The sequence below is a fragment of the Nonomuraea thailandensis genome (assembly GCF_024172165.1).
GTDB classification, from domain to species: Bacteria; Actinomycetota; Actinomycetes; order Streptosporangiales; family Streptosporangiaceae; genus Nonomuraea; species Nonomuraea thailandensis.
This window is the reverse complement of the sequence record NZ_JAMZEB010000002.1, coordinates 9,410,763-9,425,220: the sequence shown is the minus strand read 5'-3', so window position 1 is coordinate 9,425,220 and position 14,458 is coordinate 9,410,763. Positions and strand designations below refer to the sequence as shown.

Below are 14,458 nucleotides of genomic sequence, written 5' to 3'. Positions count from 1 at the left end.
TGGGGTCGCCCATTACGCCTCACTCGGGCGGGGTGAGGCGGGTGAAGTCACCCGTACGTTATCTGGATGTTCATCTGTTGTTCATCTTGTTCAGATCTTCGTACGGTGGAAGTTCCGGAACGACCGGGACGGGGTGGGGCCGCGCTGCCCCTGGTAACGGGACCCGTACTTGCTGGACCCGTACGGGTGCTCGGCGGGGGAGCTCAACCTGAAGACGCACAACTGCCCGATCTTCATCCCGGGCCACAACTTGATCGGCAACGTCGCCACGTTCGACAACTCCAGCGTCACATGCCCGGTGAACCCCGGATCGATGAACCCGGCCGTCGAATGCGTCAGCAACCCGAGCCTCCCCAGCGAGCTCTTGCCCTCCAGCCGCGAAGCCAGGTCGTCGGGCAGGCTGACGACCTCGTACGTGGAGGCGAGCACGAACTCACCCGGATGCAGGATGAACGGCTCGTCACCCTGGGGCTCCACCAACCGCGTGAGATCCGGCTGCTCGACGGACGGATCGATGTGCGGGTACCGGTGGTTCTCGAACACCCGGAAGAAGCGGTCGAGCCGGACGTCGATGCTGGACGGCTGGATCATCTCGGGGTCGAACGGGTCGATGCCCAGGCGGCCGGCTTCGATCGCAGCGAGGATGTCACGGTCAGATAGCAACACGGTGAGCAACTTACCGGTCTGGTCCTGAGAGTGTGGGGCTGGGATTGCTGTTGTGGGCCAAGTTTCCGCTACAGTGGGGGGCGCAGCCTTCGGGGTGTACGCGGGTGTAGTTCAATGGCAGAACATCAGCTTCCCAAGCTGACAGCGCGGGTTCGATTCCCGTCACCCGCTCCAACTGGTGAGGCCCAGGTAGGGACATGAATCCCGACCCGGGCCTTGATTGTTTCCGGACTTGTTCGATCTTCGCGGGCCATTAACGGGCCATTAGCTCTTGATCACCCTGCTGGGACCAGCGCGCCCGCCGTGCCCTCGTCGTCGTCATCGTCCCGTGCTTCGAGTTGCCGATCGATGGCGTTGGTGATCGCCTCGTCGGCTCCTCTGACCGCGTGCTGGTAGATCATGGCCGCCCGTACGTTGTCGTGCCCCATGCGAGCCATGAGGTCCTTGAGGCCCGCGCCGGACTCGGCGGCCAGCATGTTGCCCGTGTGCCGCAGATCGTGGAAGTGGAGTCCCGGCAGGCCCATCTCCGAGACGACGTCCACCCATCGTGTGCGGGTGTTGAAGCCGCTGCGGCGTATCGGGCCGCCCTTGGCCGCTGGGAACATGAGGGCGCCCGGCTCGTCCTGGACGTAGGTGTTCATGTGCTCTTGCAGGACGGGGACGATGCTCTGTGGGATGCCGACCGTCCGGCGTCCGGCCTTGGACTTGGGAGGTCCCAGCACCAGCCCGCTTGCGGAGCGCTCGACGAAGGCGACCCGTACGCGGACCGTACGCGCCTTGAGATCGACGTCCATCCGGCGTAGTGCGCTGACCTCACCCCAACGCAGGCTCGCGAAGGTGGCCAGCAGCACCATCGCACGGAACCTCCGGTCCTGGGTGGAGTCGGCCTTTCCATCCATGGCCATCTTCCACAGTGCACGCTCAGCCGCCGCACGCGCGTGGAAGATCTCCGGATGGGTACGCATCGCGCCGTGCCGTTGGAAGCGCAGCCGGTATGCCCCGTCCTTGATCTTGCGGACATTGCCGATCGGACGTAGCCCGACCCGGTCGGCCAGTTCGAACACCTGGGAGACAGTGAGCACGGGACGCTCTTGCGCGTGCTCGTCGCCTGCCCCGCGGATCCGGCACGGGTTGTGCGGGATGACGCGGTCGTCGGCGGCGGTCATCAGCACGGCTCGCAGCAGCCGGTACGCCTTGGCCGCCATGCTCACCGACACTCCGTTGCCGAGCAGATCAGCCCGCCACTGCCGAACGGCCGAAGTGCTGATCTTGGCTATCGGGACGTTGCCGAGATGTGGCGTGATGTGCTTCTTGAGCAGCCAGCGATAGAGATCGACGGTCCGGGGACGCAGGCCGGGGCGTTGGGCGATCCAAGTTTCGGCGTAGTCGCGCAGCTTGACCTTGCCACGATCTGGATCGTTCCATTCGCCCTTGATGATCTGCGCCTCGATGAGCGACAGAGCACGCTCAGCGTCGGACTTGCGTTCGTAGGTCTCGGTGCCCGTGCGCATCCGGCCGTCCGGTGCGGGATAGCGGATCTGGTACCGCCCGGACTCCCGCTTGCGGATGTTGCCGAAACGACGGTGGTTGTCCTTGTTCGCCATCAGGCGGCCCTCCCGGTTGCGTCGAAGGTCGTCATGGGCGCGACGGTCCCGGCGACGACGAAGGCGATCAGTGCGGACTCTCGGATGCGGACGTGCCTTCCGACCTTCACGAACTCGATGCGGCGTTCGGCGATCAGTCGGCGGACGAAGCGAACCGAGGTGCTGAGCAGTTCGGCCGCTTCCGGGACGGTGAACAGTTGGTCCAAGATCTCCTCCTCTCAGGCTGCCTGTGGAGTTGCCGAAAGTTCTTCGAGCCGTCTCAGGTGGGCACGCCATCGCTGGCGTTCGGCGATGGATCGAAGGAGCCGTACGCCGATCGGCGAGACATCGGGATCGCCGGGCCTGACCGGCTGCCAGACGTAGCGGTGCGGGTCGGTGGGCTCGTCGGCCTGGCCGAGCGCTTCCAGAACCCAGGTACGGCGGTCCTGCTTGTGCTCGGCGAGCGTCTTGTTGCTCCACTTCCGGGAGACGAGGACCCGGCGACCGGCGTAGCCGAGGTGTTCGGGCTTGTGAGCCTTGGACCGGCAGCGGCCGGGAACCATCCCCGGCTTGGCGTTCTTGGGCTGAACGCCGTACCGCAGCCAGTTCGGGCAGGTCGGCGAGCACGGCTCGTAGCGCAGGGCATCGACGAAGCGGGCCGCGTGCTCCCGCTGAGCCTGACCGTCCAGGGTCTCGCCGAGGCTCTTCGTCAGGTACTTGGACAGGTACCGGATGCACTGATCGGCGTCCGGCGACCCGGCGAGCACGCCCTTGACGTCCACCTGATCGCCGAAGCGGATCACGTGCATGGGCTCGTCGCCGAGCTGGTCGAGAGCTTCGTCCCAGGTGGGCAGGACCTCGCCCGTGTCGGGGTCCACGTAGCCGTCGTTCCAGATGGGCAGGTGGTCACCCTCGAAACGGGCTTCATTGGCCTGAGGCCACCAGACCTGGTGATAGGTCGCCGCCGCGATCTGCTTCATCTCGGCGCGCGGCAGAGTGCCCCGGACGGCCATGTGCAGGTGCGGGGCGAGTCGCTTCTGAGGCTCCACCGTGGCGAAGTACTGCACGTCGTAGCCAGCGACCCGGCGAAGGTTCTGCACGAACCGGTCCACGAGCTTGGAGAAGTGCAGCGCGTCACGAGCCGCCCGAACGTAGTCGTACGTGTCCGGATCGACGGGAGCGCCATTCATGATCTTGCCGTAGCTCGGCAGGGTGAGCGTGACGAACAGAGAAGGCCGGTAGGTCTTGCCGTCCGCCCCTTCAAAGGTCCGGCCCAGGGTCGTGCTGGCCATCTTCCGCTTGGGCAGGTCAGGTGCGTCCTGGCGGCGCTTGGTCGAGCGGACCCGCTTGGAGCCCGTGCGGCCCAGCACGTTCCCGCGCATCCCGGCCTCGTTGATCTCGACGTCGAGCCCGGTGAGCACAGCGTCCAAGTCGGAGGTGTCGCCGCCGGCCTTTTCCTCCTCGTCGCGCTTGGCCTGCATGTCGGCCCGGAACTCGACGAGCCAGCGCTGCCCATCGGTCGCCTCGTCGGGCGTGATGATCGGCTCCTCATCGAGGTGCCATCCCTCCCGGCACTGCGCCATCCGAAGCTGCCGGTTGCGCTTGGCGCACGGAGGACACTTGCTATCCAGCGGCGAGCCGCACGGGACATCGACGATCTCTGACTTGCCGGTCGTCATGTCGAGCCGCTTGAGCGCCACGGGACGGATGCAGACGCCGTGAAGCTTGGCGATCTCCTCGGCCACGTCGCGGGCGAGCGGTTGAGCCATGCGGATGGCTCGCGGAGTCTTGCGGTCGATCAACGAACCTCCTCTCCAACCTCGGGGAACGTGAGCGCGATCTGTCCGCACTCGGAGCACTCGACCAGGCCGCGCATCGCGTCGAGCCAGAGGACATTCAGCACGCCGCAGGAGGCGCAGCGGAGGCCGTCGAGAAAGTGAGCCAGTGTCATCGGACCTCACCGACCATCGCGCGGATGTCATCGTCGGAGACGTACGCGGCCCGGACGCGAATCGGATCAGGACTGGTCTCCAGCCGCACGTACCCGACGCCCGCTCCCCGCTCTGGACGAGGAGAGATGCGATCGGCCAGCGCACCGCGATCTCTAGCCCCGTCACCGAGCACCATGTCCACCTGCTCCGATTCGTCGAGCCGTAGAGCGATCTTGTCCGGGAAGAGGTTGCGAATGTTCATGACCTCCTTGCGAGGGTCCTGGAGAGCCGCCAGGACGCCAACGCCGACCGCGCGTCCCTGAGTGGTCAGCGTGGCCAGAGCAGCCGAGATGCGCTGCCTGAGCTGCCTGTCGGACTGGTAGGCGGTCAGGAAGGCCACCTCATCGACCACGACCAGAACGAACGGGTCGTCGAGAGTGGGTGTGTGTGATCGCTGAATCCCGGCGAAGCGAGCGGCACGCTTCTGCATGACACTCACGGCCTCGTCGAGCAGGTCAGCGCAGTCAGCGGGATCAGCCGCGTACCGGCCGCCGAAGAGAGCCCTGCCGTACGACAGCTCCATCAGCTTCGGGTCGAGCGCCCAGATCTCGACCAGGCCCGCATGCATGGCAGGCATGAGGCCACGAATCGCTGACCAGATGATCGAGCCCTTGCCCGCCCCCGTGGCCCCGGCGACGAGGACATGAGTCCCGTGCAGCCGGAGGAGCCACGGCGAGCCGTCCTCTTGCCGGCCGATCTCGACCGCCCCGACAGTCGGGGTATCCGGGATCGGTAGCGCTGCAATCGGCGTGGCCAGCGGATCGTGACGTGGGAAGGTCAGCACGAGCTGACCGGCCCTGGCCACCGCGACCCGACAACTTTCCGACCCGAAGCCGTGGGACAGGTTCTCGATCCTGTCGGACCAGTCCTTGACCGCTTGGCCGTCGAGCATGCGGACGGTGAGCCGATCGGCCCAGGAGTCGGAGGTGACCTTGACCAGCCGCGGAACGTACTCTCGTCCGCGTATGTGCCGAGCCAGCCCGGCGACGGTCATGACCGGTTGCCAGTGCCGCCGATAGATCCAGAACCAGCGTGCGAAGGCGACCAGCCGCCAGCCGATGCACCGCGCGAACGTCGGCCTGTCGAGGATCGCCCAGGCGCCCATGGCCACGAGAGCGGGAACGACGAGCAGCAGCGCGACGCGCCAGCCGTACACGAGGCAGAGCCCAGTAGGAACGGCGATCGCCGCCAGCGCGACGGGATGCCGCCAGACCAGACGGAAGAGGCCGGCTACGAACCGGGCGATGAAGATGACCAGAGTGATGATGGCCGGGGTCTGCACCACGGCCGGTTTGAAGACCACCGCCGTGTCAGGGGTGGTCGAGACGATGCGGTGCGGCTCGTCGCCGGGCATTCTCTTGAACATTAGGGTGAAGTCCTTCCATGCATGTCGCGTGTGTGCGGAAGACCGAGGGGCCGCCGGAAGTTGCCGCTTCCTGCGGCCCCGCTGAGCATCAGGCCGCCTCGCCGTCGGTGGCCTTGCCTGACTCGCCGGAGTGCAGCCGCTCGCAGTCAGCCAGATAGCGAGCGGCGGCGTTGAAGATCTCGCGAGCAACGGTCAGGTCGTCGTCGGTCACCGGTCCCGAGGTCGAGACGGTCACCGCAGCGTCTGAGGTGTCGAGGTCGAAGCAGGGCCTGCCGTTCTCTCCGAGCCAGGCGCGCGCCCGCAGCTCCGCCGAGCAGAAGGCGATGCTGAACCGCGACGGCTGATCGGGACGTAGGGAGACGGTGACGTAGGTGTACGGGCTGAGCGTCATTGACCCGCCACCCCCAGCCCGTTCGGCAGGCCGTGGAACATGCGCTCCACCGCTCCGGCGAACATGGCGGCCTCTCGCGCCAGAGTCCGAGCAAACTCGACGTCGTCGAGGGTGACGTGATCGTTGGCCGACGTGGTGACGAGCACCTGCGTACCGCCGAAGACGAGCCCCAGGACCGGCGACCGCTGCGGGTACGGATGGTTCCGCACGTCAGCGCCCTGGCCGACCTTGAGAGCGATTGTGCTGACCGGACGGGCCTTCTGCCGCCCCATCACGCCGCGTCCTTGGCAGCCGTGGGCTTACCGGTCGGGCGAGGAGCGCGCATCTCGCGCACCTTGATCGAGTACGCCAGCCTTCCGGCCTGGTTGACGTACGGCGTTGCGGTCATGTGGTCGAACTCGACCGGCGTGAACGGCAGTCCGGCCATCGGGGCCGGGGGAACCGGCTGCACCGGGCTGAGAATCTTGACGGAGACGGTCTTCTGAGCCGCCTTGAGTGTCGGGTCGGCGTCCATGACGCTGACCTGCCAGACGAGCTCTCCGCTCTGCTTGTCGCGGGTCTGGACGAAGCGCCCGTTGGTCGAGGCGTCGAAGTCCTTGACGGGCTCGACGTCCCCCACGATGTAGCAGCCGTGCGGGAAGACCATGTCGAACGTGACGGGGATGGGACCTTGCAGTGCCATGAGGCTTACTCCTAGCTAGTCGTCTTGTCGCTAACTCGTCTTGTCGAGTTGTCATGAAAGTACCCGCAGGTCAGGGGCTTGACAACACGAGTTAGCGGGATTTCTTCAAGATCTTTTATGAGGCTATGACAAATCCATCCATAAGCCATTGCGGCATAGCGGATGGATCGGTTCAAATGACGATCAACTCCACGTGATCTCCAAAGCTCGTGCGGGGACCATGTGGCAGTCGCGCCGATATGGGACCGTGCAAGGAGTGCGAGATCTCGAAATTACGGTACGACCTCAACCACGCTCGCAACATGTCGATCAGGAGCGAGCCCGACGACGAGCCCATGGGGCTGCCACCAGGCGTGCGGGGGACGCGGTGGATCGAAGTCGCCAAGAGCAAAGCACGCAATCGGCAGCTAGCCAGACACAAGCTGACCGAGAAGGAAGAGAAAGCCCTCATGCGGAGAATCGCGCGAAGCCGGGCCTGGAAAGAGGAACAAGAACGCCGCAGAAACGGACTATAAATTAGAGGGAGTAGGAGTCCTCTAGCTCATGGAGGTCGCCGGGTAGAACGAGGTCCACGACAAGCACGGGCCGTCCTCCTCCGTTGAAGACACTGGCCAGCACCCCGAGGACGGGCGCGTTCTTGCGGACCTCCATGAGCTTGGCTTCGTCTGACGAAGGGTGTCGAGCGCTCAGCCGCTCGACGACGTGCTGAAGCTTGACACCCTTGCTCGCCCGAAGATGCTCTCTGATGCCAACGGTGAGCGGCTGGGCTTCACCGAGCTGTGTCTCTTCGGCCTGATGCGCCGGGCACCACACGGTGAACAGGTCGGTCGGCCGCTCATCGTCGCGAAAGAGAACCCGACGCCGCACCACCGCGGATCCCTCCGGCACGTCCAGAAGCTTCGCGACCGCAGCGCTGGCTGCGAGCGATCCAGCCTCGATGACAGTGCAGTTCTCGTCCACCTCCACGCGGTCGAGGACGGCCCTGCCCGGACGGGGAGTCTGGTGAGCGGCGCCTGGTGGCGCGGCCTTCACGAAGGACCCCTTGCCGTGCTCCCGTTCGATGACTCCACGGAGCTGGAGAACTTGGAGGGCGCGAACGACGGTCGGCCGGCTCACCCTGAACTCGCGGACGAGTTGCGTCTCGGAGGGCAGCAGAGAGCCGGGCGGATAGGTCCCGTCCGCGATCTTCTGCCTGATCGTCTGCACGATCTGGGCGTACTTCGGGGGCGCGAACTCTTCGGACGACATGACGACCACCCAACAACTCGACTTGTCGTAAAGCCTAGTTCGAGTTGGACAGCCTGTCTTCCCCTCAGCTACAGGAAGCGTACGAGCTGGTGGAGGAACCATCTGACTGCGCCACAGACAGCCCCTCCACCAGCGCCAAGACGCGCCGCAATGGCATCCCTGAACTCGCCATCCGCCGCGCCCGCCTATCGAGCCTCACCGTTGAGGAGAGCAATCCAGACGTCTTGCGCCTCCTTGGACCGCCAGCGATACGTCTCGTGAATCTGCTGCACCACTCCATCGAGACGCGTAGTCCGACGGATGTAGACAAGGCCACCCTCACGACACCGTTCGTAGATGACGTCCTCGCACTCGCAGGTGAACTCGATCACGCGCGGCGGACCCTGCTCGCGTACCACCTCCCGCCAGACCAGGCGCATGCAGTTTGGCCGAGGTGGACCCACGTGAGGCGCAGAGCAGCCGACGTAGACGTTCACAGCAGCGCACCCGCCCGTCCGGTCCCGCTGCACCGCCAGCAGTCATCGCGGTGTCGGTCATCAGGAGCGGTATCGCCTGAGTTGTTCTCGGCCACCACCACGGCCCGGCGGAGGCTGATGTACTTCCAGCCTCGCCCTGAGCAGGAGTTACACGGCGCAGTCATGCAACGAGGATTGCCCGAGGACTTGTCACGTCTCGATCGCTCGTGAGTACCGTCTGTAATCGACTCGTCTCTTTTCGTCTCCTCTTAGTCTCGTCCGAGCCCGTCTCTGTCGCTAACCTGGGCCTATATGGCACCCCAGCCCGAGGCGCGGATCATGACTGACCAGCCGATCCTGTTGAAGACTCTCCTGACGCAACGCCATTGGCAGACCTACAGCACGTTCTGTAAGGAGTACGACAAGGCGGCCAAGAAGGTGGACCCGTCGTTGCAGGGCGGTTGGCCGAGCCGGGCACAGCTCCACCGATGGCTGAACGGGGAGCTCAAGGGTTTGCCGTACTCAGGCCACTGCCGCGTCTTGGAGGCGATGTTCCCGGGCAGGTCGGTACATGAGCTGTTCACCACGACCGCCGTCGAGATCCCCGCACAGAGAACAGATCCGGAGCCAGCCAGAAGCGCCGGCCCCGACATCGTCGCCTGCGCCATGCCGCAGATGGCCGATGTAACCGCGGTCTTCAGTAGCCGCTCGGCCTTCTCCTCCGCATACCCGGCATCATCGATGTTCGACGACGCGAAGGAGATCAACGCAGCAGGCCTGTCGCTCAACATCCTCTGCCAGAGCTATCCCGATCATCAGCTCAAGCGTCTGCTCGACTCAGGCACGCGCATCCGCTGCCTCTTCCTCGACCCGAAGGGCCAGTCGATCCGCGCCCGCGAAGCAGAAGAGGGCTACACCGACAGCACCCTGACGACCCTAACGGCGCTCAACATCAGCATGCTGACCAGGCTGCGCGATCGGCTCGACACCACGTCGGCCCAACGCCTTGAACTCCACGTCTACGACGAGACGATCCGATTCAACCTGATCATCGTGGACCGAGGGTTGTGCGTGGTGCAGCCGTATCTTCCACAGGCGCGCGGAGTCGATTCACCTACCTTTGTGATCAAAGACAACACCGCCGCAGAGGGGCTGTTCCCCATCTTCGACCAGGTGTTCAGAGATATGTGGGAGCGGAGCAAACCCGTATGACCATCGACGCCAGGACTGTTCTCCCCATCGCTGAACGTGCCGTGTCGATCGCCAGCCAGATCATCCGCACCAAGGCTCCCGGCGTCATCACGGCCAAGGGCGACCGGGACATGGCGACAGAGGTGGACTACGCCGTAGAAGATGCCGTAAGGGAATTCCTGTCTCGCGAGACGCCTGAAATCGGATTCCTGGGCGAGGAGGAAGGCGTCAGTCACCTGGGCGACGGCCTGATGTGGGCGCTGGACCCCGTAGACGGAACGGCCAATTTTCTACACGGCATCCCGCTCTGCGGTGCCTCCCTGGGGCTGATCGACAAGGACACGCCCACACTCGGTGTGATCGACCTGCCGTTCCTCAACCTCCGCTACTCGGCGGCTGAAGAGTCCGGCGCTGTCGCCAACGGATCCGCGATTCAGGTGAGCGATGCCCGCGAGTTGCAGAGTGCGATCGTGGCGATCGGCGACTACGCCGTGGGGGAGAACGCTGACGAGCGCAACCGGCCGCGGCTTGCCCTGACCCAAGAACTCGCCGCTCGTGTCCAGCGCATCCGGATGTTCGGCTCAGCCGCGATCGATCTCGCGTGGGTGGCGCACGGCAGGATCGACGCCACCATCATGCTCAGTAACAACCCGTGGGACACCGCAGCAGGCGTCATCATTGCCCGAGAAGCGGGAGCAACGGTGATCGATCTCGACGGCAGTCCGCACAGCATGACCGCCCAAGCGACCATCGCCGCAAGCCCCAAGCTTGTAGCCGACCTCGTGGAACTCATCGCCGAGACCCGCAAGGCAGTGGTGCTCGACCGGATGTCTGGTCTCACTTGATGCTTGACGCTTTGGCATCGGATGATGCTTGACACTCCTAGCCGATCTTTCGCTTCTTAGTATGCGCTTGGGACTTGATCCGGGTGATCTCCTGGGTGGTGGTTCGGGGCACGACGCGGATGGGTTCGCCGTTGTCGCGCACGGTGATGTGGGTGTCGTCCACGGTCACGTCCAGGATCTTGCGGGCGTGAACCCGGCCGACCTGGACCTTCTGCCCGACCACCTGGAAGTGCCCGCGGCTGCAGACCACCCGCTGGACGGTGACGGGCTCGGTCGGAGCGCCGGGTGGTGGTCCGGCGGGGCGGGCGTTGCGCAGGGTGACACACTCGGCGAGCGGGAGTGGGCAGGGTACGGCGCGCAGCAGCAGGCGTTCCTCGTCCATGACGCGGGCCGTGATGCCGTCCAAGCGCACGATGACGCGGCGGCCGGCCAGGTGGGCGCCGATGCACAGGGCCCGCCCGGCCAGGCTGATGGTGCCGATCGAGCTGACCTGCCGATCCACCTCGACGGCGCTCGCCGCAATCGCGGGCTCGGCGACGGGCTCGTCCGGTGCTGGGCGGGCTTGTCCCGAAGCGAGCAGCGCGGCCAGGTCCTTGACGGTCAGCCGGGAGGCCACGCTCTTGAGCCGGCCACCGCTGCCGGTGAACACGTGCAGCCGCTGAGTGCTGATCCACACGGTGATCGGCATGCCCGCCCGATCGGGGCCGAGCCAGAGCTGCTGGCCACCGATCGACAGGTTGCCTGAGGCAGGAACGACCCGATCGACCTCGATCGCCTGGCGCGATAGCGGATCGACCGTGCTCATCAGGACGGGCTCGGGCCGTTCGGGTTGATCGAAGTGATGGATGGCCGGGGCCGGGAGATCCGGCGGTGCGGTCGCGGGAGGGGCCGCGGGAGCAACGCCGGCAGCGGGGGCGGGCACCGTGGTCAGGCCGGCGGGCAGGTGCAGTGGCAGTTCCCGCTCGGCCCGGCGTTGTCCGTCGCTGCGCTCGATGAAGAACCGGTCGGCGGGGAAGGCCATGTCCAGCGCCTGGTGAGGGCGGGCGGTGTTGTAATGCTCGGCGAAGGCGTCCAGTTCGGCCTGGGCGGTCTCGATCGAGGCGAACGGCAGCGCCTCGGTCAGCAGCTCGCGGCGCACGCTCTGATGGAAGCGCTCGATCTTGCCAGTGGTGGTCGGGGTGCGTGGTGCGGTGTGACGCAGTTTGATGCCGTTCTCCCGGCAGACACGCTCGAACAGCACCTCGCCTGCCTTCGGCCCGCCGAACCGGCCGGTGAACTGCTTGCCGTTGTCGGTCAGCACCTCCAGCGGCACCCCATAGGCGCGCATCGCCGCGGCGAACGCCGCGCACACCAGCCGCCCGGTCGGCCGGGTCACCACCGAGGCGATCACGCAGAACCGGGAATGATCGTCCACGCCAGTGATCAGCTGGGCCTCGCTGCCGTCGGCCAGCAGCAGCCCGCCCATGATGTCCATCTGCCACAACTGCATCGGCCCCGGACGCTCCCAGCGGCGGTAATCCTCGCGCCTGCGCCGGCGGGTGACCGGCTCGACCAGCCCGTTACGCACCAACACCCGGTAGATGCTCGCCCGCGACGGCAACGGCTCCACCCCGCGCCGGCCCAGCTCCCACAACAGGGTACGCGGCCCCCACCGCGGATGGGCCCGCCGCAGCTCACAGATCAGCGCCTCGATCGCAGCCGACGTCTGCATCGGATGCGCCTTCGGTGCATGCGACCGATCGGCCAGCCCCGCCAGGCCACCGTCCTGATACCGCCGCACCCAGGCATGCACCGACTGCCGCGACACCCCATACCGTCCGGCCACATCGGTGACCTTCGCGCCCGACAACACCTCGATCACCGCGTGATAGCGCTGCTCCACGACACTCAACTCCACCAATGCCACCCGAGCCTCCCCCGAAGCGCCGATAACGCCACGAGCAGGCACAGATAACGATCAAGGTGTCAAGCATCAAGCGAGGCCAGAGTGTCAACCATCAAGCGAGACAGGACATGGTGCTCGACCGGAACGTTGCCGAATAGCTCTTGTAGGTATCAAGCGGCGGCGCGGCGCGCCACCGTACCTCCGGCCCTCCGCCCGCCCGCCGTCCGGGCGTGCGGCCTGGGGGCCGGTCCCGGACGGCGGCGGGACACCGGGCCGGGCGCCGCACGCTCGCCGCGCCGTACTAACCGATCGCTCCGACCGGGGTTGCCACGCCGCCGCACAGATACAGCCCTACGATCGCCACTGCATGGCTGGTCGCCATACACGGTCGGGGGCGATCGAAGGGCCAGGGCTTCGTGCCTCAGCCCTGGCCCACCGGATGACGTGGAACTCTCCGTGCTGTCTGGGCCGGTGGGGCCGGGCTCCATCACGGATCGTAGACAACAGCCCCCAGTCTGGAAGATTCGCGATTGAGGACCTTCACACCGCTGAGCCTGCCGGCAAGGCGCGAAGGGAGGTCATCACCACTGATATCGATGATCACCACGCCGCTAATCCTGCTTGCGAGAGCCAGAGCCGCGGGCACGGCATTGTCGACTATGTCGTTCCTGGCAGGGTCGATGCCCACCATACGAAGGTAACCATTCAACTTGTCCGGGTCGCTGCCCTGACGATCGAAGGGGCGAGATGGCGCGAAGCTGGTCACCACTTGTCCGCCCACTGTGTAGATGAATCGGTCGTGTACGCCACGGTCGCGTTGCACGGCGACGGCCTCGCCTCCGCCGATGGATAGGACTTTGACGTGTTCGGCTTGGCTCGCACGACGCCCTTTGCACTCGGTGACGACCCAATCCCCGAGACGAGCAACCGTGATGATCTCTTCAGGATTCTCTGCTCCCTGATGTTCGGCGACCTCTTCATCGGAGATGAGCCGGATGTCCTGCTCTTCGGCGCCAAGGCGGTGGAGAACCTCCCGCTCGTCGAGACCGCGGACGAAGGTGATGGCGTAGACCGGGCCGAGCGGTCCGTCATCAGGCCAGTCATATACATCCGGGCCAACCCCCGAGTCTTGTGCGAAGACACGGACGACCTCGATCACCTCGGGATTCGCGGCCAAATAGGCCTCGCGAACGTGAGAGGGGATCATGCCAGTCCCGCCGATCCTGTGGCCGTTGGAGTCGGCCCATTCCCGGATACCGGGAGTGCCGGGAGGACGGACGAGGCGCGCCATGCGCATCGAGCGAAACGAGGAGTCCGACATGTTGGGCAATCTACTCGTAATCGCAAAACCGCGAGAGAGCAGCGAGGCGCCGCCAGGGTTGCAGTCTGGGTTGCAATACGAGGTCGTTCAGAGCCGTTCAGACTGGACCACGCATGGCCTCTGACCTGCACTGAACGATCTGGAACGGCCCGAGCTGGATCTTTTACTCCGTAGTTTCAGCAATCAGTTTCAGCAATCACCAACCCCCGGATCAATCGGGTCGACCATCAGTACCACCCGGCCAGCCTCGACATCGAATCCGAGATCCGGATGACCAGGGGAACCCTCCGGAGTCATTAGCACAGACTCCCCGAGGCTCTGTCCGATCAGGCGGAGGACAACCACCAGGACATCCAATCGCTCCTGCCCTTGCAGCTCTCTGAGGTCAACATCGAAGTCAATCGACTCAGCCTGATACACCCGGAAAATCATGAGGACCTCAGGGATCGGCCAGACTCTCAACTCAGGCGTGGCGTCGGCGGATGCAGCGGCGACCATGTCAGCAGCCGAAGTAAGCTCCATCGGCTCGCCACTCAGCGCGTAGGCGTACTGCCAGCCCTGCGACTGAACGAGATCAAGCAGCGCCTGCCAGTCCTCGACAGTCGTTCCTTCTACGACCACGTCAGGCAACGTTCCGTTGATATCGGGGTCGAAGAGGGACTTCACGTCATCCCACAACAGGTCGGGCATAGTACTCATCATCCCTGAGGAAGTCCCTCCGGCGGGGTACTCTAGCTCCGGGTCAGCGGCTGATCGTCGGGCCATTAGCGGGCCATTAACCAAGGTGACGAGCGGTCAACCACGGTCACTCACGACCTCACCGACTCCCCCGGC

15 protein-coding genes and 1 tRNA gene are annotated in these 14,458 nt (G+C 65.4%); 3 read left to right on the top strand and 13 right to left on the bottom strand.

The window, feature by feature from the left end; genetic code table 11:
- Window positions 1-90: 90 nt before the first annotated feature.
- Window positions 91-666, bottom strand: a complete 576-nt coding sequence (gene dcd / locus HD597_RS47250; protein ID WP_253753303.1) for a dCTP deaminase — start codon at window positions 664-666, stop codon at window positions 91-93.
- A gap of 100 nt (window positions 667-766) precedes the next feature.
- Between dcd and HD597_RS47245 the strand changes: the two genes are divergently transcribed.
- A tRNA-Gly gene (locus HD597_RS47245) sits at window positions 767-840 on the top strand.
- A 101-nt stretch (window positions 841-941) separates the two neighbouring features.
- Here the strand turns inward: HD597_RS47245 and HD597_RS47240 are convergent.
- The 9 genes from HD597_RS47240 to HD597_RS47200 all read right to left on the bottom strand — a co-directional run bounded on the left by HD597_RS47240 (window position 942) and on the right by HD597_RS47200 (window position 7,927).
- Complete coding sequence (locus tag HD597_RS47240) at window positions 942-2,270, bottom strand: tyrosine-type recombinase/integrase (protein ID WP_253753301.1); 1,329 nt, start codon at window positions 2,268-2,270, stop codon at window positions 942-944.
- The gene (locus HD597_RS47235) at window positions 2,270-2,476 is read right to left on the bottom strand and encodes a helix-turn-helix domain-containing protein (RefSeq protein ID WP_225271124.1); all 207 of its coding nucleotides are present in this window, start codon (window positions 2,474-2,476) and stop codon (window positions 2,270-2,272) included. Before HD597_RS47235 ends, HD597_RS47240 begins: the two co-directional genes overlap by 1 nt.
- Before the next feature lie 12 nt (window positions 2,477-2,488).
- Window positions 2,489-4,018 (bottom strand): replication initiator, encoded by a 1,530-nt coding sequence (locus HD597_RS47230; RefSeq protein ID WP_253759770.1) that lies wholly within the window; start codon window positions 4,016-4,018, stop codon window positions 2,489-2,491.
- Between the two features lie 29 nt (window positions 4,019-4,047).
- The gene (locus HD597_RS47225) at window positions 4,048-4,200 is read right to left on the bottom strand and encodes a hypothetical protein (RefSeq protein ID WP_253753299.1); all 153 of its coding nucleotides are present in this window, start codon (window positions 4,198-4,200) and stop codon (window positions 4,048-4,050) included.
- Window positions 4,197-5,606: an FtsK/SpoIIIE domain-containing protein gene (locus HD597_RS47220; RefSeq protein WP_372513647.1), complete on the bottom strand. Its 1,410-nt coding sequence runs from the start codon at window positions 5,604-5,606 to the stop codon at window positions 4,197-4,199. Before HD597_RS47220 ends, HD597_RS47225 begins: the two co-directional genes overlap by 4 nt.
- A gap of 88 nt (window positions 5,607-5,694) precedes the next feature.
- The gene (locus tag HD597_RS47215; protein WP_253753297.1) at window positions 5,695-5,997 is read right to left on the bottom strand and encodes a hypothetical protein; all 303 of its coding nucleotides are present in this window, start codon (window positions 5,995-5,997) and stop codon (window positions 5,695-5,697) included.
- Window positions 5,994-6,269, bottom strand: a complete 276-nt coding sequence (locus tag HD597_RS47210) for a hypothetical protein (RefSeq protein ID WP_253753295.1) — start codon at window positions 6,267-6,269, stop codon at window positions 5,994-5,996. The genes HD597_RS47215 and HD597_RS47210 overlap by 4 nt, the downstream gene beginning before the upstream one ends.
- Window positions 6,269-6,679, bottom strand: coding sequence for a plasmid replication, integration and excision activator (locus HD597_RS47205; protein ID WP_253753293.1), 411 nt, complete (start codon window positions 6,677-6,679; stop codon window positions 6,269-6,271). Before HD597_RS47205 ends, HD597_RS47210 begins: the two co-directional genes overlap by 1 nt.
- 516 nt (window positions 6,680-7,195) lie before the next feature.
- Complete coding sequence (locus HD597_RS47200) at window positions 7,196-7,927, bottom strand: GntR family transcriptional regulator (protein WP_225271129.1); 732 nt, start codon at window positions 7,925-7,927, stop codon at window positions 7,196-7,198.
- 794 nt (window positions 7,928-8,721) lie between these two features.
- On the opposite strand from HD597_RS47200, the gene HD597_RS47195 reads away from it, so the two are divergent.
- Together HD597_RS47195 and HD597_RS47190 are read left to right on the top strand one after the other, a co-directional pair.
- Window positions 8,722-9,594 (top strand): DUF5919 domain-containing protein, encoded by an 873-nt coding sequence (locus tag HD597_RS47195; protein WP_253753291.1) that lies wholly within the window; start codon window positions 8,722-8,724, stop codon window positions 9,592-9,594.
- Complete coding sequence (locus tag HD597_RS47190) at window positions 9,591-10,418, top strand: inositol monophosphatase family protein (RefSeq protein WP_253753289.1); 828 nt, start codon at window positions 9,591-9,593, stop codon at window positions 10,416-10,418. The genes HD597_RS47195 and HD597_RS47190 overlap by 4 nt, the downstream gene beginning before the upstream one ends.
- A 37-nt stretch (window positions 10,419-10,455) precedes the next feature.
- Here HD597_RS47190 and HD597_RS47185 read toward each other — a convergent pair whose 3' ends face one another.
- The 3 genes from HD597_RS47185 to HD597_RS47175 form a co-directional block, all read right to left on the bottom strand.
- Window positions 10,456-12,309, bottom strand: a complete 1,854-nt coding sequence (locus HD597_RS47185) for an IS481 family transposase (protein WP_253759725.1) — start codon at window positions 12,307-12,309, stop codon at window positions 10,456-10,458.
- A gap of 481 nt (window positions 12,310-12,790) precedes the next feature.
- Window positions 12,791-13,624 (bottom strand): DUF6461 domain-containing protein, encoded by an 834-nt coding sequence (locus tag HD597_RS47180; RefSeq protein WP_253753287.1) that lies wholly within the window; start codon window positions 13,622-13,624, stop codon window positions 12,791-12,793.
- A 189-nt stretch (window positions 13,625-13,813) separates the two neighbouring features.
- A complete protein-coding gene (locus HD597_RS47175) occupies window positions 13,814-14,314 on the bottom strand; it encodes a hypothetical protein (protein ID WP_253753285.1) in 501 nt (166 codons plus the stop codon).
- Window positions 14,315-14,458 lie beyond the last annotated feature (144 nt).